Annotated in this window: 21 protein-coding genes; 11 read left to right on the forward strand and 10 right to left on the reverse strand. The window is 45.4% G+C overall.

Annotation, left to right across the window (positions count from 1 at the left end; all coding sequences use genetic code 11):
* Positions 1 to 16 precede the first annotated feature (16 nt).
* Positions 17 to 3,040 (forward strand): Ig-like domain-containing protein, encoded by a 3,024-nt coding sequence (locus tag QT987_RS07705; RefSeq protein WP_333238720.1) that lies wholly within the window; start codon positions 17 to 19, stop codon positions 3,038 to 3,040.
* A gap of 96 nt (positions 3,041 to 3,136) precedes the next feature.
* Here QT987_RS07705 and QT987_RS07710 read toward each other — a convergent pair whose 3' ends face one another.
* The 4 genes from QT987_RS07710 to QT987_RS07725 form a co-directional block, all read right to left on the reverse strand.
* On the reverse strand, positions 3,137 to 3,841 hold the full coding sequence (locus tag QT987_RS07710; RefSeq protein ID WP_333238721.1) for a rhomboid family intramembrane serine protease: 705 nt from the start codon (positions 3,839 to 3,841) through the stop codon (positions 3,137 to 3,139).
* Between the two features lie 693 nt (positions 3,842 to 4,534).
* Complete coding sequence (locus QT987_RS07715) at positions 4,535 to 5,632, reverse strand: DJ-1/PfpI/YhbO family deglycase/protease (RefSeq protein WP_333238724.1); 1,098 nt, start codon at positions 5,630 to 5,632, stop codon at positions 4,535 to 4,537.
* A 136-nt stretch (positions 5,633 to 5,768) separates the two neighbouring features.
* Positions 5,769 to 6,527 carry an SDR family oxidoreductase gene (locus QT987_RS07720; RefSeq protein WP_333238726.1) on the reverse strand — a complete coding sequence of 253 codons (759 nt, stop codon included), beginning with the start codon at positions 6,525 to 6,527 and terminating at the stop codon, positions 5,769 to 5,771.
* A 258-nt stretch (positions 6,528 to 6,785) separates the two neighbouring features.
* Entirely contained in the window at positions 6,786 to 10,646 is a 3,861-nt protein-coding gene (locus QT987_RS07725; RefSeq protein ID WP_333238728.1) for a PAS domain S-box protein, read from the reverse strand.
* A gap of 245 nt (positions 10,647 to 10,891) precedes the next feature.
* On the opposite strand from QT987_RS07725, the gene QT987_RS07730 reads away from it, so the two are divergent.
* The 3 genes from QT987_RS07730 to tatC all read left to right on the forward strand — a co-directional run bounded on the left by QT987_RS07730 (position 10,892) and on the right by tatC (position 15,742).
* Positions 10,892 to 13,066 (forward strand): EAL domain-containing protein, encoded by a 2,175-nt coding sequence (locus QT987_RS07730; RefSeq protein WP_333238730.1) that lies wholly within the window; start codon positions 10,892 to 10,894, stop codon positions 13,064 to 13,066.
* A 178-nt stretch (positions 13,067 to 13,244) separates the two neighbouring features.
* Positions 13,245 to 14,189, forward strand: a complete 945-nt coding sequence (locus QT987_RS07735; protein ID WP_333238732.1) for an NAD(P)-dependent alcohol dehydrogenase — start codon at positions 13,245 to 13,247, stop codon at positions 14,187 to 14,189.
* 785 nt (positions 14,190 to 14,974) lie between these two features.
* The gene (gene tatC / locus QT987_RS07740; protein WP_333238865.1) at positions 14,975 to 15,742 is read left to right on the forward strand and encodes a twin-arginine translocase subunit TatC; all 768 of its coding nucleotides are present in this window, start codon (positions 14,975 to 14,977) and stop codon (positions 15,740 to 15,742) included.
* Between the two features lie 249 nt (positions 15,743 to 15,991).
* On the opposite strand, the gene QT987_RS07745 is transcribed toward tatC, so the two are convergent.
* Complete coding sequence (locus tag QT987_RS07745) at positions 15,992 to 16,300, reverse strand: carbon dioxide-concentrating mechanism protein CcmK (RefSeq protein WP_333044070.1); 309 nt, start codon at positions 16,298 to 16,300, stop codon at positions 15,992 to 15,994.
* A 52-nt stretch (positions 16,301 to 16,352) separates the two neighbouring features.
* Here QT987_RS07745 and QT987_RS07750 point away from each other — a divergent pair, with 52 nt between their 5' ends.
* Positions 16,353 to 16,655 (forward strand): hypothetical protein, encoded by a 303-nt coding sequence (locus QT987_RS07750; protein ID WP_333238734.1) that lies wholly within the window; start codon positions 16,353 to 16,355, stop codon positions 16,653 to 16,655.
* A gap of 66 nt (positions 16,656 to 16,721) precedes the next feature.
* On the opposite strand, the gene QT987_RS07755 is transcribed toward QT987_RS07750, so the two are convergent.
* Positions 16,722 to 17,039 carry a DUF3067 family protein gene (locus QT987_RS07755; protein ID WP_333036983.1) on the reverse strand — a complete coding sequence of 106 codons (318 nt, stop codon included), beginning with the start codon at positions 17,037 to 17,039 and terminating at the stop codon, positions 16,722 to 16,724.
* Positions 17,040 to 17,253: 214 nt separating this feature from the next.
* Here QT987_RS07755 and petC point away from each other — a divergent pair, with 214 nt between their 5' ends.
* The 6 genes from petC (at position 17,254) to QT987_RS07785 (ending at position 22,500) form a co-directional block, all read left to right on the forward strand.
* Positions 17,254 to 17,796: a cytochrome b6-f complex iron-sulfur subunit gene (petC, locus tag QT987_RS07760; RefSeq protein ID WP_333238736.1), complete on the forward strand. Its 543-nt coding sequence runs from the start codon at positions 17,254 to 17,256 to the stop codon at positions 17,794 to 17,796.
* Positions 17,797 to 17,954: 158 nt separating this feature from the next.
* Positions 17,955 to 18,944 carry a cytochrome f gene (gene petA / locus QT987_RS07765; protein WP_333238738.1) on the forward strand — a complete coding sequence of 330 codons (990 nt, stop codon included), beginning with the start codon at positions 17,955 to 17,957 and terminating at the stop codon, positions 18,942 to 18,944.
* A gap of 105 nt (positions 18,945 to 19,049) precedes the next feature.
* Entirely contained in the window at positions 19,050 to 19,901 is an 852-nt protein-coding gene (locus QT987_RS07770) for an alpha/beta fold hydrolase (RefSeq protein WP_333238740.1), read from the forward strand.
* Positions 19,902 to 20,060: 159 nt separating this feature from the next.
* Entirely contained in the window at positions 20,061 to 20,504 is a 444-nt protein-coding gene (gene psbQ, locus QT987_RS07775; protein ID WP_333238742.1) for a photosystem II protein PsbQ, read from the forward strand.
* Between the two features lie 334 nt (positions 20,505 to 20,838).
* Entirely contained in the window at positions 20,839 to 21,966 is a 1,128-nt protein-coding gene (locus QT987_RS07780) for an FAD-dependent oxidoreductase (RefSeq protein WP_333238744.1), read from the forward strand.
* A 51-nt stretch (positions 21,967 to 22,017) separates the two neighbouring features.
* On the forward strand, positions 22,018 to 22,500 hold the full coding sequence (locus QT987_RS07785) for a hypothetical protein (RefSeq protein WP_333124045.1): 483 nt from the start codon (positions 22,018 to 22,020) through the stop codon (positions 22,498 to 22,500).
* 75 nt (positions 22,501 to 22,575) lie between these two features.
* Here QT987_RS07785 and QT987_RS07790 read toward each other — a convergent pair whose 3' ends face one another.
* The 4 genes from QT987_RS07790 to QT987_RS07805 all read right to left on the reverse strand — a co-directional run bounded on the left by QT987_RS07790 (position 22,576) and on the right by QT987_RS07805 (position 24,306).
* Positions 22,576 to 22,812: a MafI family immunity protein gene (locus QT987_RS07790; RefSeq protein WP_333238746.1), complete on the reverse strand. Its 237-nt coding sequence runs from the start codon at positions 22,810 to 22,812 to the stop codon at positions 22,576 to 22,578.
* A gap of 252 nt (positions 22,813 to 23,064) precedes the next feature.
* Positions 23,065 to 23,265 carry a hypothetical protein gene (locus QT987_RS07795; protein WP_333144455.1) on the reverse strand — a complete coding sequence of 67 codons (201 nt, stop codon included), beginning with the start codon at positions 23,263 to 23,265 and terminating at the stop codon, positions 23,065 to 23,067.
* Positions 23,262 to 23,516: a BrnT family toxin gene (locus QT987_RS07800; RefSeq protein ID WP_333238868.1), complete on the reverse strand. Its 255-nt coding sequence runs from the start codon at positions 23,514 to 23,516 to the stop codon at positions 23,262 to 23,264. The genes QT987_RS07795 and QT987_RS07800 overlap by 4 nt, the downstream gene beginning before the upstream one ends.
* Before the next feature lie 373 nt (positions 23,517 to 23,889).
* The gene (locus QT987_RS07805; protein WP_333055295.1) at positions 23,890 to 24,306 is read right to left on the reverse strand and encodes an NUDIX hydrolase; all 417 of its coding nucleotides are present in this window, start codon (positions 24,304 to 24,306) and stop codon (positions 23,890 to 23,892) included.
* Positions 24,307 to 24,688: the final 382 nt, after the last annotated feature.

A 24,688-nucleotide genomic window follows, 5' to 3' on the forward strand; every position in this document is an offset into this window, starting at 1 on the left:
GCAAGGAGTCGGAACAATGCCAAGTGCAGTACCACTAATTTTTCTCGAAGGGCGGCTACCCGATGAAAACGCGGATAGTTTGGATAGCGGCACGGTGCCGCAGCCTACGCCGTCGCCGGGAACGGAGCCGATGATGACGGGGACGGAGCCGCCGATGATGACGGGGACGGAGCCGCCGATGATGACGGGGACGGAGCCGCCGATGGTGACGGGGACGGGCCCGGACATTTCGGTCACGCCTGTGCCGCGGCCAACTCTGACAGTTCCCACGCCTCCCCCAGAGCCACTTTTTGTCGATGGCTTAGTTGTCGCAAATGACGGCAGTAACTATTTAATCGGCAGCTTGTTCAATGACACGATTGCCGGGGGTGCCGGCGACGACACACTTTTGAGTCGGGACGGAGACGATCTACTCAGGGGCGAAGACGGTAACGATTCTCTCAACGGTGGCGCTGGTAAAGATATTGTTGAGGGCGGGCGCGGTAATGACACGGCGCGGGGCGGCAAAGACGATGACTTGGTTTCTGGCGACGAGGGCGATGACTTAGCTTTTGGCGACCTGGGCAATGATATTGTCTTGGGTTCTGAAGGTAACGACACGCTGTACGGCGGTAAAGGCAATGACTGTCTGCGCGGTGGTGGGGAAGACGACCTGATTTTTGGCGACAGGGGCAGTGACACTGTTTTTGGCGACACGGGTAACGACTGCCTGATTGGCGGCGCTGGCAATGATATTTTGTTGGGACAGCAGGGCGGGGATGTTATCACCGGCGGTGTTGGTAACGATACTGGTGATGGCGGCGAGGGTGATGACCTGCTCTTCGGGGGCGATGGCAATGATTCTTTGTCTGGAGATGCTGGGGATGATATTCTTTCGGGCGATCGCGGGTCTGATACTCTGACAGGAGGCGACGGATCGGATATCTTTGTTCTCGGTAGGGTGGGCACGTCGCCCGGTGGCAACGGGTTTCTTACTACTGGCGGTCGCGAAATCGGCGATGCTGATGTAATTAGAGATTTTAATCCGGGAGATTCGATCGGTCTGGCTGGAGGTTTGAATTTTACAGAGTTAGAAATTTTCCAGGGCCAAGGCTCGAATTCTAGCAACACGATTATTAGGGACAGGCAAACTGGGGAATTTTTGGCGGTGTTGATTGATGTTCGATCGAACTCGCTAGATGAATCTAGGTTCACTACAGCTCAAATACCCCGCGTAGACGACAATCCCTTCACCATTGAGGGGACAACAACGAGTCCCACAACCGGGACAACAACGAGCCCCACAACCGGGACAACAACGAGCCCCACAACGGGGACAACAACGAATCCCACAACGGGGACAACAACGAATCCCACAACGGGGACAACAACGAATCCCACAACGGGGACAACAACGAACCCCACAACGGGGACAACAACGAACCCCACAACGGGGACAACAACTAACCCCACAACGGGGACAACAACTAACCCCACAACGGGGACAACAACTAACCCCACAACTCCAACACCAGCGACCACAACTCCAACACCAGCGACCACAACTCCAACACCAGCGACCACAACTCCAACACCAGCAGGCACAACAACGAACCCCACAACGGGTACAACAACTAACCCCATAACAGGCACAACAACGAACCCCACAACGGATCCATTGCCGGTACAGGTTCCGGGTACGAGTCCGAGTCCGAGTCCGAGTCCGACTCCGACTGCGGGCGGGACAAATCCAAGTCCGAGTCCTTCGATCGTCCCCACTCCCACTGCTGCGCCCCCAACTCCTCCGCCTTTGGGCGGCGGGCCGACTCCGCCGAGTTTTACATCTCCGACTCCTAACCAGCCGCCGATCGTGGAAGCGGGCAAGACGGTGACTGGTTTGCAGAATTTGCCTCTGTCTCTGAGCATTTCGGCGCCCAGCGACCCCGAGGGCGATCCACTGTCGATCGCGGTAGTCGGACTTCCCAATCCTACTTTTGGTCAGGTAATTACGGGTACGAACCCAGTCACCGTGAACCAAAAGTTAACCGTTCAGGATTTACTTGGGCTGACATTTCAACCGGGAACAAACGTGATCGGGCAAGCCGGTTCTTTCAGCTACAGCGTAGCTGACGACCAAGGTGGCACCGCAGCAGCGTCAGTGGCAATTAACATCAATTCTTTCGATACCTCCGTAACTGTTCCAACTATTCTGTCGCCGATTGCTGTCGATGACGGCATCGTCTTTACCAATACGAATAATTTGCTGCCCACTTTCATCGACGTGCTGGCGAACGATTCCAGCCCGCAAAAAGGGACACTCAGCATTATCAATGTCAGCACACCACAACTGGGCGTAGCTGTAAATCTTGTCTCTCAAGTGCAATTCATCCCCGGCAACGTAGCGGGTACAACTGCTTTCACCTACAGCGTCAGCGACGGATTCGGGACAATTCCGGGCGTAGGTACTGTCACCGTTCAAATCTTGCCGGCTGATAGCGGGCCTAACAATTTAGTTGGGGGTTCTTTGCCGGACAATTTGGACGGTTTGGCGGGCAGCGATACTATTGATGGTCAAGGTGGCAACGATACGATTAACGGCGGTTTAGATAACGATGTGCTCGTAGGGGGCCTCGGCGCAGATACCATGACAGGGGGTGGCGGCAACAATCAATACCGCTATACCAGCCCTGAACAAGGTGGGCCGGCTTTTGATGCGTCTTCTTCGGCGGCGATCGAGGCTGCGATCGCGGCGGGCGGATACGATGTGATTACTGATTTTAGCGGTCTCGGTGTGCCGATCGCCGATCAGTTTAATTTTGCCCCCGGATTTGCGAATCTTAGCGGTAACACCCAAGTTCTGCTGAATGTGCAGACAACTGTTTCTGCAAATATTCTGGGAGGAACTGCTTTCTTGTTTGCCTACGATTCCGGCGGCAATACTTACATCATTTATGACGGTAATGGCAATAACCTCACCGGCAGCGATTCTCGCATTTTGGCGAAGTTAAATGGTGTAACTGGGGTTTCTGCTCTTTCGGAATTTGACTTGACGTTTATCTAGGAAGATAAGAGGTTTTAAACCGCAGATTAACGCAGATTAACGCCGATTTCCTTGGCAGTTTATCTGCGTTAATTTGCGTTCATGTGCGGTGAAAAATTAAATCCGATTTTCCTCCGAAAACAATCCCAACAAAGGGCCGAGAATAGCACCGAAAACAAAGCCGCCAGCGTGGGCCCAATAGGCAACTCCCCCGGATTCCATGCCGACACTTGCCGGGGCATTCAAGGAAGCCAAGCCGCTCAATGCTTGCTGTGCAAACCAAAATCCTAGAAAGAAGAAAGCGGGGACTCTGACAGTGGTAATAAAAATTCCCAAGGGAAGCAGTGTCAGAACTTTGGCTTGGGGATATCTGAGAATGTAAGCTCCCATCACGCCTGCGATCGCGCCGCTAGCACCCAGGGACGGAATAGCCGATGCGGAGGAAAAAAACCACTGAGTTAGTGATGCTAAAACGCCGCAAGTAAGGTAAAATATTATAAATTTGACGTGTCCTAAACGCTCTTCTACGTTGTTGCCAAAAATCCACAAAAATAACATATTTCCGGCAATGTGCAGAAAGCCTGCGTGCAGGAATTGGGAGCTAATTAGTGTCGTCCATTCGGGAAATGGCGAAACTGGCAGAGCAACCCGACACATATTGCTTAACTGGCAAGGAATTACGGCCCAAGAGTAGAAAAATTCGGTTAATTGTCGATCGCCCAAACTGAGTTCGTACAAAAATACTAATATGTTTGCGGCAATCAGCCCGTAGGTGACGTAGGGAGTGATAGTAATGGGATTTTCATCGCGTAAGGGAACCACAGCCTTTTTTTCCTCATCAAAATATTGGCAACACAGTAGCGCATTTATAGCCCAAGTGTCTCCTGTCTAAAGGAAGAGGGGACAAGCCAATCGATTTTAGATTTTAGATTTTAGATTTTAGATTTAAAGAATTGAAGATTTAAAGAATTGAAGAAAGCGACCTCATATCATTTCCGGTCGAGGGATCGCGATTGTTGTAGGGGCGGGTTCACCAACAATACCTGCCAATAATTGACAATCTCAAAAACCCGCCCCGACCGGGATATTATGGTTAATCCATCGGACATGATATTACGGATATATCCGAGGGCTGGTTAATCGATTTGAGATTTGAGATTTGAGATTTGAGATTTGAGATTTGAAGCATTGAAGAAAGCGACTTTACGGATATATCTGGGGGCTGCTTATCGGATACCATATTTTTTATTTATGCAGGGATGAATCCGAGGGCTTGTACCGCCATCGGATGCCGCAAGCTTCCTTCAAACTCGCCGTGTCCAGCTAAAACAAAAATAAAACCCATTTAATAAAACCCTCCACCTTGCAGTTAGTTGAATATCTGCTTTTTAGTGTTGGGTTTTATTTTACCGCAAAGGCGTATATTGTAGGATTCCAGAGAAAGTTTGTAGTTGCAATATTGGTGGGGTTTTTAACAAGTCCACACAACTACAAACTTATTGATACTCTTGCTGATTACATTTTTACAGCAGGGCTAGTCGAAGGTTTAGGCGACTTAATTTCCTGGGAAACTGCACGGGCGCGGAAGAGTTTAGCAACCACTTGTTCACACTTAGACAAATCCGATTCTATCTCTGTAAAAATGGCCGTTGATACAGGATCTGTGAACTTCACCCGCAGGTTGTTAATATCGACAACACCGGTTTGCAAATCACCGAGAGTGCTCCGCATTAAGAACGTTTCATCGCTTCCTTGCATCGAAGCTTTTAATTTAGCGTACTTGTCAGCAATTTGGGCAGGAATTGAGGGTTTTTCACCAAAATCGTTGAGGCGACTTTCGAGAGCGATGATGTGGTGCTGTTTGTTTTTAATCATTTCTCTCAAGAGCGATCGCAAATCGCTATCTTGGGTTTTTTCCGCATAATGTTCAAAGGCTTCGCAAGCATAGCGTTCCCCTGCGAGGGCGGTATTCAAACCTTTAACAATGTCGCCTTGTGTAGAACCTCCCCAACCATTAGCTAATTTCCACCATTCTGCATTTGTATCAGTTTCTTCTGGCAAACCGACTGCTTTTCCGCCGTAACCGAGGCGAGCCATAATGGCGGTAGTAAATATTGCTAAATCTCCCGGTTGGCGGGAAGTGATCAAGTTGCCGTCAACTACTAAAGCTTCGTTAATGTAGTTAGCTCCGGCATTGATCATGTCTGTTTTAATTGCCAAGAAACCAGTCGCATTTTTGCCTTTCAGCAAGTCGGCTTCAATCAAAACTTGCGGGCCGTGGCAAACAGCAGCGACGATTTTTCCTTGCTCAAATGCTTCTCGTACAAACCTGACTGTGTTGGGATTAGTCCGCATTGTATCTGGAGCCATGCCGCCGGGAATTATCACTGCATCGAATTCTGCGGGCACTGCTTCAGTGGTAGTTCCGTCAGCTTGCTGAGCAACTTTTCCTTGTTTTCCTGCATACTTTTCGTTTGTCCGCGAACCGAGGACAACTACATCAAAATTTGCTTGTTTTAAGGCGTTGTAAGGAACTAGAAATTCGGAATCTTCAACTCCATTTTCAATGAGTATGGCAACTCGTTTTGTGTTGCTACCGTTATGGGTTGTCATAATCAAATTTCCTCAGACTATCTTTGTTCTAAGCATAAATGATTTATGATGTTGTTAGCGTCTTGCTAAAGTGATAAATTAGTTAGTTTTAAAAGATGTCAGCGTGAGCCTTGAGAGGTATTTTACAGGAATTGTCTCAATGCACATAAGAGGCTCCGTTAATATCGATCGTAGTCCCGGTAGCGTGCGTAGCCAAACCCGACGCTAAAAACGCGATAACATTGGCAACATCTTGAGGAGGTGCGATTTTGCCGATCGGGATATCGCGAATAATATCAGCTTCACCGAACTCCTGAATAAACTGATTAGACATTTCTGTACTAACAAATCCCGGTGCAACTGTAAAAGCCAAAATATTATCAGCCGCAAACCCTCTAGCAATGCTGCGAGTTAAAGCAACAATAGCACCTTTAGAAGCGGCGTAGTGCAGATAATTCGGGTCATCGCCGCGAAAAGCAGCGCGACTTGCTATATTAATAATTGTACCGACCCGGCGAGTTTGAAAATGCAGAATAGATTCCCGGCACAAATCGGCAACAGCAACTAAATTAACTTGTAGAGTTTGCTGCCAAGCTGAAGACCAAATATCGAACTCGTCCTCGATACCCGCTGACTGCATAATCCCGGCATTATTAACTAAAATATCAATATGGCCCCGCCATTTTAAAGCATCTCGCCACAAAGTCGAGGCCGCGTTTGCCACCATCAAATCGGCTGCCAATAAATAACAGCGATCGCGCGCAACACTCGCTGCTACCGCTTCAGCTTCTTTCTGACTGCGAAAGTAATGCAAAATCACCTCAGCCCCAGCATTAACCAGAGTCCGCACCGTCACTGCACCAATCCCTTTCGATCCACCAGTTACTAAAATTACCTTTCCGGTTAAATCAATCATTTATGTCTCTCTTTTCTCTTTCTCTGTGACCTCTGCGCCCTCTGCGGTTAATAAAAAAAATAAATCCCCTTCACACACGAAATAGAATTGCTATATGATACAGCACATTCCATCCAATGTGTATGCCATTTTCTCATGCTGATGGATATCTGCAATAGACATTTCCAAAAACTTCCAAATCCTTTCCCCGGTTTGTTTCTATTGGAAATATAGCCACTGCTGAAAGCACTCTAGCTTCTTTGTCCTTAAACTCGATAACTACAGTGGATTAGGCAGCAAAGGTCGAATGAGCTCCATAATTCGATCGGAATTAAAATTATTGATATAATCAGTTAGTGCTTGGGACAAACTTGCTTTTGATTCGGGAATTTGTACGATCAATTCGTTCATAACTTCGGTATCGAGATAGTAAGCTGCTTGATACATTTGTTCTAACCACTGAGGGGACATCACGGATATATCTTCTACAGACAGCGTTTCAACTAATTGTTTTTGTGGAGTTGGTTCTACCACTTCGTAGATATATTGCACTCCCAAATATTTAGCGATTTTGTCAAAAAGTTCTCTCTGCTGAAATGGCTTGCTTATAAAGTCGTTACAGCCAGCCATAATAACTTTCTCTCGATCTTCTTCCAAAACACTCGCAGTTAAAGCAATAATGACAGTTTCTTGGCTCTGAGGGCGTTCTCGAATATATTTAGTAGCTGTGTAGCCATCCACGATCGGCATTCGTAGATCCATCAGAATCAGGTGCGGCCGCCAACTCTCCCACAGTGAGAGTGCCTCCACTCCCTGTTTTGCTTCTCTCACCTCAAAACCAACCGAGGTAAGGATCTCGACTAACAACCGACGATTTTCTTCTAAATCTTCAACAATAAGAATGCGGTAACTCGGTTGTCCAGGAGCTAAACTAATTACTTTTTGATTAATTGATTCTGGGGGTAAGGATTCTGCTTGAGGTAACTGTACGCCAATCTCAAAGGAAAAAGTGCTACCTCGGTTCAAAGTGCTTTTAACCCGAATCTGACCGCCCATAAGTTTGACGAGTTTTTGACTAATGGCTAAACCTAGCCCCGTGCCTTGACTCAAATTATTTCCAGCTTGGGCTTGCACAAAAACCTTAAATAATTTCTCAATTTCTGTGGGCGCAATTCCGACGCCTGTATCCTCAACTTCAAAACATAGGTGACAGGAGGTTGGGTCTCTTTGTGTTGTTCTTACCCGTAGGGTGATGCTTCCTTGATTGGTAAACTTAATCGCATTACCAAGCAGATTGACCAAGACTTGATAGAGTTTTTTCTCGTCACTATGCACAAATTGAGGAATGTCGGGATCTCGATCGACAATTAGCTGCACTTCTTTAGATTGGACTTTAACTTGGAACATTTCTTCAATAGAAGTCAGCAAACTTGTCAAATCAAACTCAGAAAGATTGAGGGTCATCCGTCCGCTTTCTATTTTGGATAAATCTAAAATATCGTTAATCAAGTCCAATAAATGTCTACCGCTACGATTGACAATCTGTAAACGTTCTTGGAGAGAAGGAGTCAGATTTCTCTCATAGCTCATCAATTGCGTGAATCCCAAAATTGAGTTGAGGGGGGTGCGGAGTTCGTGGCTCATATTGGCAAGGAAGACAGTCTTGGCTTGGTTTGCTTCATTTGCCTGCTGAAATTCCAACTCAGCTTGTTTGCGATCGCCAATGTCAATTAAATATCCCAAGATTTCTACTGGTGTACCTGAATTATCTCGAATTAGCCTAAGCTGACCCAGCATCCAGCGATAAACCCCATCGGAGCGACGCAAACGGTATTCGTGGAAGTAAAAATCATTAACGAATAGATTTGCTAAACCATTAAGCACTGGTTCTAAATCATCTGGGTGTAAGTGATTCACCCAAAATTTAGAATCTTCTAAAAACTCGCGGCTTTCGTAGCCCAATATATCTTTGATATTTTCGCTGATGAACGTTGCGCTATAATCGCCAGCAGGTTTACTGCTAAAAATGACAACAGGGCTGTAGTTTAGAAGAAAGTTGAGGCGATTTGTGGTAGCTTGCAAGGCTTGCTCAGCCAGTTTTAGCTCTGTTGCGTCTTCCTGAACGGCAACATATACAGTTCCGTATTCAGGATGCTCAAACCTGGATGTATGAACTCTGCACCAAAAGAGAGTTCCATCTTTCTTTCTATTGTGGACTTCATATTTCGCTTCCCCGCTCTGTTCAATTTGAGTGACCATATCTAGAACGGTTACATCTGGTGTAAAATTTGTATCGACATAATTCAAGACACCAAGGGGTTGACCTGCTAGTTCGCCCTCTGGGTAGCCAAACATAGCGTCAAAGGTAGGATTGGTGTAGACGATCGTGAGGTCTGAGGCTTTGATTAAACAGACTCCTCCTGCCATGTTATTCAGGATAACGCTTTGAATTTCTAGCGTTTTTTGAGCTTCTTTTCGAGCGGTAATTTCTTGAATTTGAGAAATAAAATGCAGTGGCTTTTTTTGTCCATCTTGTACTAGCGAGCCATTAAGAATAATCCAAATAATATGTCCTTGTTTATGGAAATACCGTTTTTCTAGTTGGTAAGTTGAAATTATTCCAGCTAATAGTTGATGTGCATAACTAAGATCCCGGTCTAAATCGTCAGGATGAGTGATGTCTTGGAAAGTTAACGCTAACAACTCTTCTGAGGAGTAGCCAAGAATCTGACATAAGGCAGGATTGACTTTAATCCAGTGCCCATCAAGTGAAACGATCGCCATCCCGATAGAGGCATCTTCAAACGCATGGCGAAACTGCTCTTCACTGTTTCGTAAAGCCATCTCAATTTGTTTGCGATCGCTAATATCGCGTAGAATCACAGTAAATACCGTTTCGTCTCCCATTTCCAGCTTAGAAATAGAGGCTTCAGCCGCAAACTGCGTTCCATCTTGACGACGACCCAAAATCTCGCCTCGTTCTCCCATCCTTCGCGCTCTGCTAGAAGACTGTGCAAAGTGTTTGATATGCTGCGGGTGTGCATCTCTAAACTGTTCTGGTAGCAGTAAATTCAGTGGCTTCCCTAAAATCTCCTCAATTTTATAGCCAAACATCATTTCTGCCCCATGATTAAACAGGGTAATGCGTTGAGTGCGATCGACTGAAATAATTGCATCATTGGCGATTTCTAGAATTCCTGCAAAACGAGCCTGCGATTTTTGTAAAGCATCTGTTCGTTCAGCCACAAGAGTTTCTAAAGTTTCGTTAAGTTTTTTAATTTCTTTTTCGGCTTGTTGGCGCTGGTAATCTATCTGGTTCAAAAAGCGAGCCGTCCCCAAAATGAGAATTGAAAACGTGACAACCATAATAGTTGAACGCAATGTATAGCCAAAATTAGCGTTATACCAGCCTAAATTTTGTCCCTGAAGAGTGAACCAGTTCAGTGTCACTGGAAAGATCATCGCCCAAGGCAGCAACCACCGAACCATGACTCCGCCAACTAGGGGACTGGTTACTACTTGCATTAATCCTTCCTTGGGGCGGAGCCATAAAATTCCTCCATAGAGGATGAAAAAGGTGACGATCGTGTTTAGGGATTGAGTCGTCGTAATTGTGACCAACCGTTCAAGAATATCGACATTGAATAGGTGTGCAAATAAAGCTAGTAGAGAAATTAAAGCTGCAACACTACTAAAAATCTGAGCCAACCAAGTATCCCGTTGGGAATTTTGCCCTAACAGTAACAGTGCTAGTCCCATCAGCACAAAATTTAGGGCGGTATTTATTCCCATTCTTCCCGGATAAGGAGTCGCGGAAGACACAAAATCTCGGAAAAGCCACTGATCGATACCCAGCTTCCAACCAAAAATATACTCGCTCAGCGTCAGCATACCGACGATCATTATCAATCCTGCCATCCCTTGAGCGATGCGATCGTGCAGTCTGGTTTTTTGGTACTGCAACAATCTCAAAGAAACTCCAGCCAGCAAAAAGCAAATTGCCGTGTTTGCTTTCATTGTCGAAGTCATACCGGGAAAACCGGTTTTGAGTAGGGAGATGTCAAATTGCCAACCCAACAGCACGAGACACCCGATCGCAATGACGAGTAGACTTGCCATTTGAGAACTCCGCTTGTTCATAAATCGGCTGCTTGGCTTGAAACAATGTTCTTCTAATGTTACGCGAAGCGAAGAAGGGCTACCACGGGGGGACTGCCCCTAGCTGAATAATTCATATTTTTTATGGTTGCGCCCCCTTGCCAGCCCAATATCTCCGGGCTCGCAGGACTTCTTTGTGGGTAAAATGACTCTTTTAACCGAATAATTAAACTATACTATTTGTGCATATGTTTATATTCCTCTAGCAGGAAACTAGGGAAATCAGTATGATTGTCGATAGAACTAGCGATAGAATTAGCGATCGAGCTACCAACTACCGAGGCAATATTTTAATTGTTGACGATCTGCCTGATAACCTGCGTCTGCTCAGGGATACTTTGAGGGCAGAGGGTTATAAAGTTCGTAGTGCCACGACAGGTGCAATGGCGCTCAGAGCCGCCCAATCGCCATCGACGGAGTTAATCTTACTAGATATTAAGTTGCCCGATCAAGATGGCTATGAAGTTTGCAGACAATTAAAATCTGACGAGCGCACCGCAGAGATTCCAATAATTTTTTTGAGTGCGCTCAATGAAACTTTTAATAAGGTGCAAGGGCTGGCTGCAGGAGGGGTAGATTATATTGCTAAGCCATTTCAAGTCGAAGAAGTATTAGCTCGTGTCGAAACCCACCTAACTATCGGAAGGCTGCAACAAAAACTCCAAAAGCAGAATTTACGTCTCTTGATAGAAATTGAAGAACGGCAACGTCTCGAAGAGTCTCTCTTTGCCGAAAAGGAATTGGCTCAAGTGACACTGCAATCCATTGGCGATGGGGTTATTACTACTGATGCCCAAGGTAATGTGAGATATTTCAACCCTATAGCTGAGCGACTGACAGGCTGGAAAAATCATGAGGTTCAAGGAGTTCATTTCTCGACAGTCTTTCTAATTGTCGATCAAGTAACGCGAGAGCCAGTAGAGAATCCTATAAACAAGGCTCTATTAGAAGAGCGAATTGTGACCTTAGCTAACAATACTATTCTGATTGCCCATGATGGAACCGAGTATCCAATTGCTGACTCGGCAGCACCGATTCGAGACCGCCAAGGTCAAATTATCGGGGCAGTCATGGTCTTTCATGATGTTACGGAATCGCGCTATCTCACCCGTCAACTCTCTTGGGAAGAGAATCACGATGCCCTGACGGGGTTAATCAACCGTCGAAGATTTGAGCAGCACCTAGTTGATGCGATCGCCTCTGTTAAACATAGCAATCACCAGCACGCTCTCTGTTATTTAGATTTAGATCAATTCAAAGTCGTTAACGATACCGTAGGTCATATTGCTGGCGATGAGCTACTGCGCCAAATCACCGCGCTTATTCAACAGGGAGTCCGTGCTCATGATATGCTGGCTCGCTTGGGAGGTGATGAATTTGGTATTTTGCTCACTCAATGTTCGCTCTCTCAAGCAACTCAAATTGCGGAAAACCTCAAAAACCTAGTGCATCAGTTTCGGTTTATTTGGAATGGCCAAACCTTTATCATCGGAGTCAGCATTGGAGTTGTTGCTATTGACCAAACCAGCCAAAATTTGATGGAGCTTCTGGGAGCGGCTGATGCAGCTTGTTATGCCGCCAAAGCCAGAGGCCGCAACTGTGTTCATATTTATAGTCTAGATGATAGCGAGCTAATTAAACAACGTGGTGAGAGACAGTTGATTTCCAAAATTACCCAGGCGCTGGAAACAAATCGTTTTTGTCTCTACTACCAAAAGATTGTCTCTATTACTTCTAAACCATTAGTAGAGCATTATGAGATTTTGCTCAGAATGCTGGACGAAAATGGAAAAATAGTATCTCCTAATGAGTTTATTCCCGCCGCTGAGCGTTACGGCTTGATAACAGAGATCGATTGTTGGGTAATCGAAACTTTATTCTCTAATTATCACAAATTGCCGGAGAAAGATGTTCTTACTCAAGGCTTGTATACGATAAACCTCTCTGGGGCTAGCATTAGTAACAATCAGTTTATGAGGTTTTTAATAGAACAATTTTCTCGTTACAAAGTTCCCCCACAAACCATTGGTTTTGAAATCACGGAAACGGCAGCGATCGCAAACTTTGAGCAAGCCAGATATTTCATGGGCGAACTCAAAAAGATTGGCTGTTGCTTTGCTTTAGATGATTTTGGCAGTGGGTTGAGTTCCTTTGCTTATCTAATGAATTTACCAGTGGATTATCTAAAAATTGATGGTGCTTTTGTCAAAAATATTAGTCATAATTTGATTTCTCAAGCGCTCGTTGAAGGGTTTAATGGTATTGCCCATGCGATGAATCTCGAAACTATAGCTGAGTTTGTCGAAGATGAGACTATCTTAGAAAAATTGCGGGAGATTGGAGTAGATTATGCTCAAGGTTATGGGATCGCCCGCCCTGTCCCTATTAACTTTAATCTCTAGCGATCGCACGATCGCCAGCGGGCCCATTGCCTCACGCCTGCCCCTTGTCTGGAGACCTCCAAGAGTCGATCGCCCGCTGCTACAAGGCTAGCTCAATTTGCTGTGTCAGATTTAGATCGAATGTGCTGTAATTGTAAAGGATTGAATCTTCTATTGGAAATAAACCGGAAAATTTGCCATGAAAGCAGTTGCGTTCGATCGCTACGGTTCAGCCGAGGAATTGCAGTACCGAGAATTGTCCAAGCCGATCGCCAAATCCAACGAATTGTTAGTGCGAGTTCGCGCTAGCAGCGTCAATCCCGTAGACTGGAAAATCCGCAAAGGACACCTGCAACTATTAACAGGATTTAACTTTCCTCGAATAGTCGGTTCTGACATATCGGGAGTTGTCGTGGAAGTCGGCGGGGAAGTCACCAAATTTCAACCCGGAGATGAAGTTTATACTTTCTTAAATCCCATCAATGGGGGTGCTTGCGCCGAATACGCTGTCGTGCCAGAATCCGATGCAGCAATTAAACCGAAAAACATCACTCATGCAGAAGCAGCAGGAGTACCGATCGCAGGTTTAACTGCTTTGCAATCGCTCAGGGATTTGGGTGGAATTCAATCAGGAAACAAAGTATTGATTAACGGCGCTTCCGGCGGAGTTGGCACTTTTGCCGTGCAAGTTGCGAAAGCAATGAACGCGGAAGTAACGGGAGTTTGCAGTGCTAAAAATAGAGAATTTGTCAAGAGTTTGGGAGCGGATTTTGTTGTCGATTACGCGGAAGTTGACTTTACTCAACAGCCAGAAAAATATGATATAATTTTAGATGCGGTGGGGACAAGAACCTTTGCTGAATGCGAAAAAGTGCTGCAACCAGAGGGAGTTTATATCTCGACTTTGCCGATTTTAGACAATTTCGCACCGATGTTAACAAGCTGGTTTATATCGGGTAAAAAAGCTAAATTAATTGTCGCCAATGCCAACACCAGCGATTTAGGGGCTTTGCGGGAGTTAATAGAATCCGATAAAGTGGAGCCGATTGTCGATCGCACTTACAGCTTACAAGAAGTAGCAGCAGCCCACGCTTACAGCGAAACGGGCCGCGCGATCGGCAAAATTGCGATCGTGATTGAATAAAGAAGGCACGACACGGATTTTGACATGGATACACGGATTAATTATCGATCGTTCCTTCTACTGCTGATGTCAGAATAAAGAATGAAGAAGGAAGTCGGAGCAATTATGAAATAACTATTCTCAATTTCCAATTTCCAATTAATTACCACTTTCCAATTACCCCTTTCCTCTTCCCAATACCCCTTACCAATTACCAATTTCCTATGACTGTGCCCTCAGACTTGGAGACATCCGAACAAGGTTCCGACAACAACCTAGAACAAGTTAGCGAGGGAAATAGCATTGCACCCATCGCCGATGATTTAGAGGCTGTCAGTAACTTAGAAGACGAAGAAGTTAGCGAAGGAAATAGCATTGCACCCATCGCCGATGATTTAGAGGCTGTCAGTAACTTAGAAGACGAAGCAGTTAGCGAGGAAAATAGCATTGCACCCATCGCCGATGATTTAGAGGCTGTCAGTAACTTAGAAGACGAAGCAGTTAGCGAAGAAAATAGCATTGCACCCATCGCCGATGATTTAGTGGATGTCAGTAACTTAGAAGATAAAAAAGTTAGAGCTAAAAATAGCATTGCACCAATCGCCGATGATTTAGTGGATGTCAGTAACTTAGAAGACGAAGCAGTTAGCGAGGAAAATAGCATTGCCCCAATCGCCGATGATTTAGTGGATGTCAGTAACTTAGAAGATAAAAAAGTTAGAGCTAAAAATAGCATTGCACCAATCGCCGATGATTTCGAGGGTGTCAGTAACTTAGAAGACAAAGCAGTTATCCCGGAAAATAACATTGCACTAATCGCCGACAGTTTTCTGGGTTCCCGCAACCTAGAAAATGAATATCTCGATGAACTTCCCGACGAAGTTGAAATGTCTTTGTTCGACCATTTAGAAGAATTGCGACAGCGACTTTTTTACTCGCTAATTGCAGTAGTAATCGCTGTAATCGGTTGCTTTTTCACAGTTAAACCTATCGTACAATTGCTAGAAGTACCCGCCGGGCCCGTCAAGTTTCTGCAACTAGCTCCCGGCGAGTATTTCTTTGTTTCTATCGAAGTAGCCGGATACAGCGGTTTGCTCATCGCCAGTCCGTTTATTTTTTACCAGATAGCGCTGTTTGTTCTCCCCGGCTTGACTCGCAAAGAACGCAGGTTGCTGGGGCCTGTGTTTTTCGGTTCGAGTTTCCTATTTTTGGGCGGTTTAGTCTTTGCTTACATTGCTCTGATTCCGGCGGCGCTCAACTTCTTTGTTAGCTATGGGGCTGATGTTGTAGAGCAGTTGTGGTCGATCGACAAATACTTTAAATTTGTGCTGCTGTTAATGTTCAGCACCGGCTTAGCTTTTCAAATCCCGATTCTCCAAGTATTGCTCGGTGTTTTGGGCATAGTTTCTTCCAACCAAATGCTTTCCGGCTGGCGGTATGTAGTCTTGGGAGCGGCAGTTTTGGGAGCGGTTTTAACGCCTTCTACCGATCCTTTAACGCAAAGTCTTTTAGGAGGTGCGGTGCTGAGCTTGTATTTTGGCGGGGTTGGTTTGGTAAAGCTTTTAGGGCGGTAAAAACTCCACCGAAAGATCGATCGACTCTCAGCAAAAAAATATAGAGACGCGATCGCCCGCGCCTCTATAATTACTAAAAGTTAAAATTCCACACCAAAGTTTTGTCAAAACTTTGATCCCGCGTAAAAGCAGGTAAAATCCCGCGACTTAAGGAGTGGAACACCCAAAATTTTAGACTAAGTTTCAAGCTCTCAGATTCAATACAAAAGTAAATCTAAAATCTAAAATCTAAAATCTAAAATCGACTGACTACATTCGGAACTGTTCGACTTCAGGAGTGTAGCCGATCGGCAAAATGTAATCCAGATTCTCGTGGGGACGAGCAATTATGTGATACGATAGCAACTTTCCGCCATCGACCTTTTTAACTGATTCAATTCCAGCAGCAACGGCTGCTTGCACTTCAGAGACATCTCCTCGCACTATAATTGTCCAGTAGGCGCGGGTTATTTTCTCATAGCGAACTAAAGTAACACGGGCTGCTTTCACCATTGAGTCCGCAACTTCTACTGCAGCGGGAAATCCTAAGACTTCAACCATTCCCAGTGCAACACCCATTACAACATTCTCCTAAATTTCACAAGATATCTGACACTCATTGTAGGTGAAATTGTTGACAGAAATTGGTTCGGATGATTTTGGTAAGCATGAAGGACGATCGCCCAAAATTAAAAAAGCCCCTAAAAAGCCCCACAAGCTGTTGCGGCATTTAAATCCCACAGCCCATAGCGCGCGCCGGAAATCCCGCCACACAAGAGCTGGTGCGAGCACAGATCGCGATCGCTCTAGTTTCTCAAAGCGGGGGGGGACGCTCGCACTCCGGTATCAAAAGGATGTAGCGCTTTGGTTTCCCCCGGCGCAGCCAAGCGGGGAGGCTCGCACTCCGGTATCATTCGGATCTAACTGGATTTGATATGACTGAGGGCTAATGACTGAGGACTGATGACTGAGGACTAATGACTGAGGACTAATGACTGATTCAAAACTCGTCTAGCAACCACTCCGAGGCTCTTTCACCCAAATCTAGAGGAACGCTGACAGCTTTACCCAAGCGCGGGCGATCGCGAGTAGTTACGATATATTCTCTCACCTGTTCTGTACTCCCCCAGCCGTTGAGGTAATTGGCCACCGCATCCAAATGCTCAAAATAATCAGCCTCCGTCATCGGAAAAGATGCCTGTTCTAGATATTTCCACATAACTTGCACAAAAATCTTGCCCCGCGTTCGCCGCAATCTGATATCGTAAGACTTTCCCCATTTTTCTAGCAGTAGCTGGTGTAAATCCTGGCCCGTCATGGTTGCTCCTGAGTTAATCCATTAAACAATAAAAGACAAAGTTCAAAAAATGTAATAATACTCTAATAAAGGCTGGAAGGCGCATTCTTAAAAGGAATTTTCGCGGCCTAAAATTTGTGCGAGCAGATTAACGGCAATTATCCTCCTTCCTCTGCACGTACAAGTTCGCTAACAGCTAACAAACAAACGTAACTTAAAACCGTAAAGGCAGGTCATGGCTCAATCTTCTGCTGGAAATCCCGATGTCCCCGATATGGGGCGTCGCCAATTTATGAATTTGCTGACGTTCGGTACAGTCACAGGTGTGGCACTGGGCGCACTCTATCCCGTTGTCCAATATTTTGTTCCTCCAGCGAGTGGGGCAGTTGGTGGCGGAGTGACAGCTAAAGATGCTTTGGGTAACGACATCATCGTTAGCGAATATTTGGCTTCGCACCCTGCGGGCGATCGCAGCTTAGCCCAAGGTCTCAAAGGCGACCCCACCTATGTTGTGGTGAAAGAAGACTTATCTCTCGCTGACTACGGCATCAATGCAGTCTGCACTCACTTGGGCTGCGTCGTGCCTTGGAATGTTAGCGAAAACAAGTTTATCTGTCCTTGCCACGGTTCTCAATACAACAATGAGGGCAAAGTGGTGCGCGGCCCCGCGCCTTTGTCTCTGGCCCTGGCCCACGCCACTGTCGCAGATGACAAAATCGCTTTTACAACTTGGAAGGAAACTGATTTCCGCACCGGCGAAGCACCTTGGTGGTCTTAAACAATTTTGGATTTTAGATTTTAGATTTTAGATTGGGGTCAGCGGTGAAAATCCAAGATAATTGCATCCCTAAAACAGTCTAATAATCCGAAATCCAAAATCCAAAATTCAAAATCTAAAATTCACGCATTGTCTGACCTTTGAGATTGAATACTCTAATGCCACAAACTAATTTATCTGCGATATTTCGCCGCAGTGCCAGGACGATCGCGAAAACAGCCTTAATTGCGATCGTAGCCGCAGGATTTTTCCTAACCAGCGACATCGCACTTCCCCAAGCAGCATTTGCTTACCCTTTCTGGGCACAGCAAACAGCACCCGCTACTCCCCGCGAAGCAACAGGTCGCATTGTTTGCGCTAACTGTCACCTCGGTGCAAAACCGACTGAAGTTGAAGTACCGCAATCTGTTTTGCCTGACACAGTTTTTGAAGCTATTGTCAAGATTCCCTACGATACTAGCGTGCAACAAGTTGTCGGCGACGGCAGCAAAGGTGGCTTGAATGTCGGCGCAGTTGTGATGTTGCCCGAAGGTTTCAAGATTGCTCCCGCTGACAGAATTCCCGAAGAAATGAAGGAAAAAGTCGGCGATCTTTACTTCCAACCTTACAGCGAAACCCAAGAAAATATTGTTTTAGTCGGCCCAGTACCGGGAGAACAGTACAAAGAATTGGTATTCCCAGTTTTGTCGCCGAATCCGGCAACTGACAAGTCCGTTCACTACGGCAAATACCAAATTTATGTGGGTGGCAACCGCGGCCGCGGTCAGGTTTATCCTACTGGCGAAAAGAGCAATAATACTGTTTACAATGCTTCGGTAGCTGGCAGCATTTCTAAGATTGCTCAACCGGAAGCTGGCGGTTATGAAGTGACCATTCAACCTGCAGAAGGTGCAGCAGTTGTTGATACGATTCCCGCAGGCCCAGAACTGATTGTTACCGAAGGACAAACAGTTGCAGCAGGCGAACTTTTGACCAATAATCCTAATGTGGGCGGCTTTGGTCAAAAAGACGTGGAGATTGTGCTGCAAAGTGCCGATCGCGTTAAAGGATTGATGGCTTTCGTAGCTTTGACCATGCTGGCTCAAATTATGCTGGTTCTCAAGAAGAAACAGGTCGAAAAAGTTCAAGCTGCTGAAATGAATTTCTAAACGCGGCTGTAATTAGTTGGGTAAGGTACTATGTGCACACCCAACTATTAGGTAAGTAGGGCGGGGAATCCCCGCCTTATTGTTTGATAAATAACCAGTAAAATAATGTCAATTGATGAGAAAATAGTTGAAGTAGGCCCGCTGCAATGGTTTTATCGGGAAACAAATCCGGTTAACGAAACTGGTAAACCCCCCGTACTGCTGCTGCACGGTTTGCCGTCCCAGAGTTTTACCTGGACTGTAATGATGCCGGATTTGGCGGCAAGCGGATTTAGATCGATCGCCCCAGATTGGGTGGGTTACGGGCGATCGACAAAACCAGACAAGCGCGACTTTGCCTACACTCCCGATGCTTTTGTTGACGCCCTCGCTGGCTTTATTCAAGCTATAGAATTAGACCGATTTTACCTCGTTGTCCAAGGATTTTTAGCTTCAGCCGGCATTCAATACGCTTTACGCAATCCCGATAAAATTGAGCGTCTAGCCGTTATCAATACACCAGTTTCAGGAAATATAAAATTGCCTTGGAAAATGCAGCAGTTGGGGCTGCCTTTTATTGGCGACATGATGACGCAAGACCCGCTTTTGGTTGACAGAACTCTCGAAGGTGGCAGCGGCCAGACAATATCAGACAAGGATTTAGATGTTTACCGCCGCCCGTTTTTGAAGAGTTCGGATGCAGGTCGATCGCTAATGAATACAGTCCGCAATATTCAATTGCCGCAGTCAATGGCCGAAATTGAATCCGGCTTGAAAGGATGGACTAGACCAACTTTATTTGTCTGGGGTTTGACAGATCCTTGGCTGAGTGTTGAACCTGTTCAAAAGCTAGTAGGTTCCCTGCAAAATGCAGAGTTAGTCACACTGGAACAAGCGGGGCATTATCCTCAAGAACATTGGTCAGAAAAAGTTGGCGATGCTGTGATAACTTTTCTGCGCCGCCAGGAGGTAAAATAATATTTTGTACATAACTCTCGGTGCTGGGTCAGCGAAGCAGAGCCAAAGCATCTGCGTTTTCAGGCAGAGCCTTGGAACGAACACGAGCAACCCCGTACCCGCCCTGTGCCCGCTCGCAACGAGCAATCTAAAATCTAAAATCTAAAATCTAAAATCGACATGACTCGTCCCCGTTCAATTTTTGCCTTGATGATGGCGTTTTTGATGGCATTTCTGGTTAGTTGCAGCAGTGTCGAAGCAAAAGTTCCAACGACTTACACAACAGCCCAAATCCAGCAAATTCAGCGCTATGTTCCTACTCTGACAGAGTTCCGATCGCGCATGGACAAATTGGGCACCCTAATTCAAAAACGGAATTGGGTTGATACCAGAACTTACATTCACGGGCCTCTAGGCGACTTGCGGAACACCATGAAAACCGTCTCTGCGAGTTTGTTGCCTAGTTCTCAACAACAAGCTGTTGATTTGACCAAGAGTTTGTTTGCCGATTTGGTTAACATCGATCTTGCTGCTAAAGACCTTGACTATGCAAAAGTCACGGCCAGCTATCAAAAAGCTGTCAGTGATTTCGATGCCTTCTTGCAGCTAATTCCTAAAGCTTAATAACTTTTGGGCTTGGCGTAGAGTGCCTACGGATAACCGAGAAGATTATTAGTGTCAACTTAAGCTTTGAGTCCGCCATTCCTCCCACTGACCCGACAGTCCGCCAGGGAATGAATTCCCTGTCTCATAGCGAAAGTCCTCTCAAAGAGGACTGAAGAACTCATTAGTCCTCATAGCTAGGACTTTCGCTTTGAGGCTCTTGTTTCAACCCCTGTCGGACTATGAGTTATACCTTAAGTTGACACCAATGCGAGAAGATAATCTGCTTCGTATGCACCCTAGGAAAAACTACAAGAAACTTCTATAAAATCTAAAATCTAAAATCTAAAATTGAATGGTTCGTGTTGCAATTATTGGTTGCGGTATTGTTGGGGCTTCGATCGCCTTTGAACTAAGTCAATTTCCCGAACTGAAAGTTACTGTGTTAGACAAACAGCCGCCGGCACAAGGTTCTACTGGCGCTGCACTCGGTGTTTTGATGGGAGTTATCAGCCACAAAACTAAGGGCAGAAATTGGCAGTTGAGGGAAACTAGCCTTCAGCGCTACGAAACTTTGATTCCAGAATTGGAAGCAGTTACGGGGCGAAAAATTCCTTTTAACAAACAAGGAATTTTAATGCTTTGTTCGGAGGGAGAGGATTTAAGTAAGTGGGAAAAGTTGATAGCAACTCGTGAGTCTCAAGGTTGGAAATTGGAACTTTGGGATCGGGAACGAGTGCGAGCTCGCTGCCCTCATCTATCTTTAAACGATCGGATTATTGCTGCGATTTATTCCCCTCAAGACCGGCAAGTCGATCCGACGGCGCTAACTTTGGCTTTGGTTGATGCTGCTAAACTCAAAGGAGTTAATTTTGAGTTTGGAGTGGAAGTTCAAGGCATTACTGAGTTGGATTCTCAGGTGTCTGAGATTCAACTCGCATCTTCCATTGCTGTCAATAAGTCTTGTGGAACAGGCATCTTGCCTGTTGCTGAAAATTTCGATCGACTAATTGTGGCGGCTGGTTTGGGTTCTGCTGCTGTGACTGCATCGTTAAATCAGTTGGTTGACATTCGCCCGGTGTTGGGACAAGCGCTGCATTTGCTGACGCCCCATCCTGTAGGAAACCCAGATTTTAGCCCGGTAATTACTTGCGATGACGTTCACATTGTGCCTGTGGGAAATCAGGAATTTTGGGTGGGGGCGACGGTGGAGTTTTCCGAAAATGGCGGGGAAATTCAGGCGAATGCTGATATGTTGGCGCAAGTGATGGCGAGGGCGAGATCCCTTTGTCCGGCCTTAGCATTCGCCTCAATCATCAGGAAATGGTCAGGATTGCGCCCGCGGCCGGAAGGGCGGCCGGCCCCAATTATCGAGACGCTTCCCGGTAACGATCGCATTCTCATCGCCAGTGGCCACTATCGCAACGGTGTTCTGCTGGCCCCTGCAACAGCGCGATCGATTCGAGAAATGATTTTGCAATAATTAACAAATGTTAATACAATCAAGATAGCCATTCATATCTTACATCTAAATATGTCCGACAAACCTTTAGGTAAACCGCGCTCTTTGTGGCGAGTAATTTTGCTGTCTGGAGTCAGCTTGCTGCTATATTACGGATGGTACAAATGGATTATTCAAGAAGAATTGCGTCGCTATAACGGCAGCGGTTGGTCGGGAACTCTTTGCTTGCTTCCCTTTGTTTTAGGAGTAGCCGTCCCCCAAGCTTTGCGGATATTCGATCCTGACGTTCCCGGATGGTTTGGTTGGTTTTCCTTGCTGGGTATTGCTTGGATTTACATCGTGCAGTTCAAACTTTACAAGACAGTTAATGAATTGTACCGCCAAGAAGGAATCAAAGAACCGCTAACAGTTTGGTGGCTTTTTGTACCCGGTTTAAATTTAGTTGTGGGCTTGCGGCAAATTCACTTTTTGAGCCAGTTTTGGGCGAGAAAACAGGGAATTGAAGTTAAGGATAACTTAGCCGAAAGTATTCCTTTTCTGTCAGCTAACGCTTAATCTGTATTAAGGCATCTGGACTTGTTGCTGCAATTTCTCTGGGATTTGCAGCGATCGCATCTACATATTCTATTCTCAAAGAGTTACGTGGACTTTTAACATCTCCCAAGTTTCCCGTTCCATGTTCAAGATATTGCCCACTTCTTGCCAAAGTTCATAAACCTTTAAATTTATGGGAATTTCTTCTTCAATGAGAATATCGCACAAAGTCTCTAACGCCAGATTCCACTCGCCCGCCTGAATATTTGAAACCATAAATTCTATTTGAGTGTCTGACAGTTGTGGTTTCACGATGTTAATGACCGAAAGCATCCAGGATACAAGCCCCCGGATTCATCCGTCCAGAAATAAAAAACCTGTATCCGATGAAACTTGCGCCCCGCATTTATCCGTGGGGTCAAGGCTTCAATCTAAAATCTAAAATCTAAAATCTAAAATCGATTGACTTCATGGAGTTTACTTTCTACAAGTTTATAGTCAAACATGATCCTATCTCCTTCTGGGAGCGATCGCGATCGGGCATTATGAGCCAAGCCACTTGAGAAAAGGAACCGGGTTTCTCACCTACTCAATACTTTGAATTAGTTTAATGTTATTTCTCAGCCATTCATTGACCAAAACTTGAACCTCAATCTTTTTATGCTCAGCAATCTTAGTCACAAATTCCTCGACATCTGGTTCGAGATAAATGGGATAATGAAACGTAGCATCAGGATGGTAAAACTTGCCTTGCTCTGATGAAGAAAAGTCATACTCTGATTTCATAATTTCCTCTCTTGATAAGCTTGGGTTTCAGTGAAATTAGCTTTGCGGGCTGAAATTATCCGAATTATACAGGAGGTGCGATCGGTTTGTTCAAAGGTGTGGATGACAACCCTTAAAGTTCCTGTTTCATCTAAGCCTATGGTAATCCATCTATCTTCATCTTGACTGTGTTCTTCATCATATATTGTTAATTGAGAACGATCGCGGAAAACAGTTGATGCCAAACGAAAATTTAATTGATGCTTGCGAATATTTTGCTTTTATTTGGCGGGATTCCAATCAAAGTTATAATCCAAGGCAATTTATTATGGTAAACGAAGCTGCAATTAAATTATAACATAAATTATGAGTTAATGACTTTATGGAGTTTACTGCCAACAAGTTTGTAGTCAAACATGAGTTTATCTCCTTTTGAATTCGATCGCGATCGGGCCTTATGAGCCAAGCCACTTGAGAAACGTATAGCGGAATCTTGTCTGGCGACTTAAATCCTGGTAAGTGACTCCTGGAATCGCGCACATTTTAATCTTAATATTGCTGAACTTAGACTGCACTTCCGATTCCAGCTTGTCGAGAAGTCTTAGATACCCGACTTTGTGAATAAGTCGGATATCTGGGTATTATTCACCAGAACCGATTTGGCAAATCCGCCAAAATGAGTTTTAGTTCCGGTTCATTAACCCGCTTAATTGCTTTAGGAATACTTACCCACTGCCGCTTTCTCTTGCTAGCTTCCGGCCAAATTTCTAGAACTGCTTGCACTTGCATTAAAAATACTTCTACCTGACAAGTATAGCCGGACTTTTGATACTCGTAAGTTCCCAGCAAATCCGGGAAGACTTTACCCAACAAACCTGCTTCTTCCCAAGCTTCCTTGGCAGCAGAATCTTGGGGAGTCATGTCAGGTTCAATTAATCCTTTGGGAATCACCCAGCGCTTGCTAGCCGAAGAAGTAATCAGCATTACTTCAATTTGTCCGTCTTGAATGCGATAGGGAATTACCCCTGATTGATCGACCAGTAAAGCGATTTTTATACTCATGATTTCTGCAATATTTCTGGCTGCAAAATCTGCTGCAACTTGATTGACATAGGACTAAAGAAACCGGGTTTTTTGCCGACTCTCCGGGCTACAGCGCAGGATTTTCGTAAAAAACCCGGTTTCTCGCCACCCGTGCATAACTCCGATTAATAGCTGCCAACTAAACAATAAAAACTGCACGCCTGATTTTCTACACTTCCCAAGTTGAGACAGCAATAAATTGGATAATAAACATATTTGGCTTTTCCTGTCTGTCGAAAATAGGAAATTCCCCTGCACTCCCACTGAACAATAATATTATTATAATAAATTCGCCAAATCCTCTACCGACAAGCAGATAAAAGCCGATCGCCAATATCTGCCTTTATCTGCGTCGGTAGGA

It is taken from the genome of Microcoleus sp. SVA1B4 (assembly GCF_036700545.1).
Taxonomy (GTDB): Bacteria; Cyanobacteriota; Cyanobacteriia; order Cyanobacteriales; family Microcoleaceae; genus Microcoleus.